The organism is Synechococcus sp. R55.4, from assembly GCF_047461935.1.
GTDB lineage: Bacteria > Cyanobacteriota > Cyanobacteriia > Thermostichales > Thermostichaceae > Thermostichus.
The window spans coordinates 1-4,355 of the sequence record NZ_JANSIF010000083.1 but is presented as its reverse complement, the minus strand read 5'-3'; the positions used below and the strand labels follow the sequence as shown (position 1 = coordinate 4,355).

Below are 4,355 nucleotides of genomic sequence, written 5' to 3'. Positions count from 1 at the left end.
CGAGGCCCCACCGCCTCGAAATCCTCACCCCCCCCCCGCCCCCCACCCTATCGATTCCCTCCAACCCTGCTGACCCTACCCCTGCGGCTGACCTGGCTTTGCAGGGGGCTTCCAAGGCTGAAGAATTGGTGGTGCCCCAATCCCCCTTGCAGGTGCGCATTGAGCGCAGGGAGGGCCTGTCTTTGGAAGAAGCTCTGGAGATCGCCGTTGCCCAGAACCCGGCTGTGCAGCAGGCCAGACTGGCCGTCGAGCGGGCCGAGGCCGGGGTAGCCCTGGCTCAAGCTGCCTTTGCTCCCACCCTCTCCAGCCGTGCCAACTACCAGTACAGTGAGGCTCCCTCTCCGGGTGGTGGGCCAAGGCGCGAATCCCACACCCTCTCGGCCAGTGTGGTGCGGGTGGAGTATACCGCTTTTGACAGTGGCCTCAGGGAGCAAAACCTGAAGCTGGCCCAGGAAGCTCTGCGCATCGCCCAACTGCAACTGGAGCAAACGCTGCAGACGGTCAAACAAGCTGTGGCCAACGCCTACTACGATCTGCAAAGCGCGGACGCCAGGGTCGCCATCAGCCAAGCTGCCGTTGAAAGCTCTGAAGCTACTCTGCGGGATGCTCAAGCTCGAGAACGGGCCGGGCTGGGTACCCGCTTTGAGATTCTCCAGGCAGAGACGGAATTGGCCAACAATCGACAAACCTTGCTGGTGGCCCAGAACACCCAGCAACTGAATCGCCGCCGCCTGGCCGAACTGCTGAATTTTCCCAGCCCCACCGACGTGTTGGCCAGCGACCGCATCGAGCCGATGGGAGAGTGGGATCTCAGCCTGGAAGAGACCATCATTGCTGCCTTTGCCCAACGACAGGAATTGGAGCGCCGACGCCGAGAATTGGAGCAGGCCCAAAGCCGTGTGCGCCTAGCACAGGCCCGCAATGGCCCCCGAATTGGCTTATTCGCCAGCCTCGATGCCGTTAACGATTTCAACGCCAGCCGCGATAGCTTTGATGTTGGCTATTCGGTGGGAGCCAATTTCAGCTTGACTTGGTTCGATGGGGGAGAAGCGGCTGCCCAAGCCCGCCAAGCTCAGATCGACGGGCAGGTGGCCGTGAGCGATTTCGTCGGCACCCGCAACGAAATCCAGCGGGGGGTGGAAGAAGCCTTTCTGACCCTCAGCTCCAGCCGTGAACAGATCGACTCGGCCAAAGTGGCAATTGCCTCGGCAGAAGAGAGCCTGCGCTTGGCCCGGCTGCGTTTGCAAGCAGGGGTGGGCACCCAAACCGAGGTGATCAATGCTGAAGCTGCTCTCACCACTGCCCGTGGCAACCTTTCCAATGCTGTAATCGCCTACAATCGCGCCTTGGTGCAACTGAAACGGGCCATTGGCAGCCTTTGACCTGAGCCTTTCTCCCTCACTCCCAGCCCTTCTTCCAAAAGGAGAGGGGTGCTATGGATACCGCGACGAAACAGTTCTATTCCAAGCTGGAAGTATAGTTGCTTCAGGTTAGGCTGAGACAGCCAGGCTATTGAGAGAAACCTTCTGGCCCTCTGCATTATTGCTCCGCAACGCTGACGCGACCGACATTTTAGTTGTGGGTGCAGTGTCCTGGTTTGAATCGAAATGACTATGACCCCAGCGCTGCGCATTGCCAACGCGAGCAAGAAAGAGGGGGAACTCTGTGAAGACTATGAAAAAGCAAACCGTGAAAAATCCCCTGCCTTCGGGTGTGGGGAGAACGTCAAACCGCCCCCCCTGCAATTTGTAATGGCCACAAAAGGGGATCCCTAGAGCTTGCGGGAATAGAACTCGACCACCAAAAGCTCGTTGACCGGGGCGCAAATTTGCTCGCGGGGGGGCAATTCCTTGATGCGTCCGCGCAGCTTTTCTTTGTCAAACTCCAGGTAGTCTGGCAAGAACAATCCCGGATACTCCGCGTAGGCGGCCACCAGCTTGCGGGAAGATTCCTTGTTTTTTACCGTAATCACATCCCCCACTTTGCAGCCATAGCTGGGAATGGTTACCTTTTGGCCGTTAACCTCTATGTGGCCGTGGCTCACGAGCTGCCGAGCTGCCGGAATGGTTGGAGCCATGCCAAGACGAAATACGATGCAATCCAACCGCATTTCCAGCATTTGCAGCAAGGCCAAACCGGTGGATCCCTTGGAGCGCCGTGCCTTGCGCATGTAGCGGATCATCTGCCGCTCGCTCAGCCCGTAGTTGAAGCGCACCTTCTGCTTTTCTTCCAGGCGAATGGCATATTCGGATTTTTTCTTGCGCTCGGCCCCGTGCATACCGGGTGGATTGGTATTTTTGGGGCGCTTGCGCGTCAAACCGGGCAGATCAAGTCCCCCGAAGCGACGAATGATTTTTAGGCGGGGACCTGTGTAGCGGGACATGCGGGCATTTCTCCAAAATCAGCAAACAAACTCTGCAAGAGATGGTCAGCTAGGGAGCAAGAGTACAAACCACCAAAAGAATCGGCGATCTACTATATTAAGCGTTTGATCCCTACTTTGGGCAAGGGGGCAAGGCTGTCTTTTGGGATCCCGTCTCCACCGTTCTAACTGTCTTGTCAGTCGTAGTGAACCCCCATTTGGGTGCGGATGAAGGCGCGATCTTCGCTGAGCAGGCCGTTGAGGGTGCGCCGTTCCCCCAAGATGGGATCCGGATCCAGGCCGATGGCTTCCAAGTCGGCCAGCACCATCAGCTCCACCAATTGCGGGAAGCTTACTTTGGGTTCCCACCCCAGGACTCGCTTGGCTTTTGAAGCATCCCCCAACAGCAGATCCACCTCGGTTGGGCGGTAGTAGCGGGGGTCGATCTCGATCAACACTTGGTCTTTGTACAGCCCCTGTTCGGCTTGGCCGGAGCCTTTCCAGGTAATCGGCAGGCCCACCAGCGCGAAGGCCCGTTCCACAAACTCACGCACGGTGTGGGTTTCCCCAGTAGCCAGCACATAGTCATCCGGCTGGGGTTGTTGGAGCATCATCCACATCCCCTCGACGTAGTCTTTGGCGTAGCCCCAGTCCCGCTTGGCATCCAGGTTGCCCAGGTACAGCTTGCTTTGCTTGCCGGCAACGATGCGGCTGACGGCGCGGGTGATCTTGCGGGTTACAAAGGTTTCCCCTCGCCGTGGGCTTTCGTGGTTAAACAAGATACCGTTGCAGGCGAAGAGGTTGTAGGCTTCGCGGTAGTTGACCGTCTGCCAGTAGCCGTACACCTTGGCACAGGCATAGGGGCTGCGCGGGTAGAAGGGGGTGGTCTCCTTTTGCGGGATCTCCTGCACCAGGCCGAACATCTCCGAGGAGCCTGCCTGGTAAAACTTCACCCGGATCCCGGTGCGCTGCTGATAGTCGCGGATGGCCTCTAGGAGACGCAGGGTACCCATGGCCACTGCATCAACAGTGTATTCCGGCGCATCAAAGCTCACCCGCACGTGGGATTGGGCCCCCAGGTTGTACACTTCCGTCGGCTGCACCTGTTCCAGGATCCTGCGCAGGGTGGTGCCATCCGTGAGATCCCCGTAGTGAAGGAATAGCCTAGCCTGGGGGTCATGGGCATCCACGTAGATGTGGTCGATGCGGTCGGTGTTGAAGGTGCTGGCGCGGCGGATGATGCCGTGAACTTCGTAGTTTTTCTGCAACAACAGCTCGGCCAGGTAAGAGCCATCCTGTCCGGTGATGCCGGTAATTAGGGCACGTTGGGTCATAGAGTTGGGGGCAAAGATCGGGAAAAATGAAGAACCAAGTGGCTCAAGGCTCAAGTCCAATGGCAAACCTCAAAGCGGAGACCTTGAAGCGAGAACATTATAGTGCAGCAGGACTGATACATTTACGCTGAACTTTCCTGTTCGCTTGCGTGGCGTAGCCACACATTGCTGCCCAGAGAAGCAGCGATAGCATCCTGCTCAGTACTGAACAGAATGGCGGTATCCCGCAAAGCCCTGAGGAATACCCCCAGAGCGCCTTGCCAATCCCGTGGTAGCTTGTGGTTGCATTCGGGACAGACAAACACCTTCGCACCCCCTAACTGGGTGTGGATATGCCCACACCTCGTACAGGTCTTGCTGGTGTACGCCTCTGACACATCCACCACCACGTTCTTCTTCCTGGCTTGGAACTTCAGGAACTGCTTGAACCGATAGTGCGCCCAGGTCAGCATCGCCCTAGCCGTCTTGCTACCAAACTTTCTTCCCGCCTTGGCAACCATCTGGGCCGACTCGAAGGTGGGCAGAAATATCAAGCGGTAGTGATCGGTCAGGAACGCTGCTACCTTGCGATGGCACTCGTCCACTAGGTTGTGTTGATCTTTTATTTGAGCCAAAAGAGAGCACTGACGAGATAGAGAAAACTCAAGAAGTTTCTTGCC

Annotated in this window: 5 protein-coding genes; 2 read left to right on the top strand and 3 right to left on the bottom strand. The window is 57.6% G+C overall.

Annotated elements, in window-relative coordinates:
* A partial coding sequence (locus NW842_RS13800; protein ID WP_414418264.1) for a TolC family protein occupies positions 1 to 1,382 on the top strand: 1,382 nt, incomplete at its 5' end.
* Positions 1,383 to 1,607: 225 nt separating this feature from the next.
* Complete coding sequence (locus tag NW842_RS13795) at positions 1,608 to 1,775, top strand: hypothetical protein (RefSeq protein WP_414357357.1); 168 nt, start codon at positions 1,608 to 1,610, stop codon at positions 1,773 to 1,775.
* Here NW842_RS13795 and rpsD read toward each other — a convergent pair.
* From rpsD to NW842_RS13780, 3 genes are all read right to left on the bottom strand, one after another.
* Entirely contained in the window at positions 1,772 to 2,383 is a 612-nt protein-coding gene (gene rpsD, locus NW842_RS13790; protein WP_011432724.1) for a 30S ribosomal protein S4, read from the bottom strand. The genes NW842_RS13795 and rpsD overlap by 4 nt on opposite strands.
* A 176-nt stretch (positions 2,384 to 2,559) precedes the next feature.
* A complete protein-coding gene (gmd, locus tag NW842_RS13785; RefSeq protein ID WP_414357356.1) occupies positions 2,560 to 3,696 on the bottom strand; it encodes a GDP-mannose 4,6-dehydratase in 1,137 nt (378 codons plus the stop codon).
* A gap of 122 nt (positions 3,697 to 3,818) precedes the next feature.
* Positions 3,819 to 4,355 (bottom strand): zinc ribbon domain-containing protein (locus NW842_RS13780; RefSeq protein WP_414418263.1); only part of this gene is annotated, 537 nt, incomplete at its 5' end.

What these genes read in the sequence shown, in the direction of transcription:
- NW842_RS13795 (WP_414357357.1), top strand. Translation starts at nt 1,608, where the DNA reads ATGACTATGACCCCAGCGCTGCGCATTGCCAACGCGAGCAAGAAAGAG.
- rpsD (WP_011432724.1), bottom strand. Translation starts at nt 2,383, where the DNA reads ATGTCCCGCTACACAGGTCCCCGCCTAAAAATCATTCGTCGCTTCGGG.
- gmd (WP_414357356.1), bottom strand. Translation starts at nt 3,696, where the DNA reads ATGACCCAACGTGCCCTAATTACCGGCATCACCGGACAGGATGGCTCT.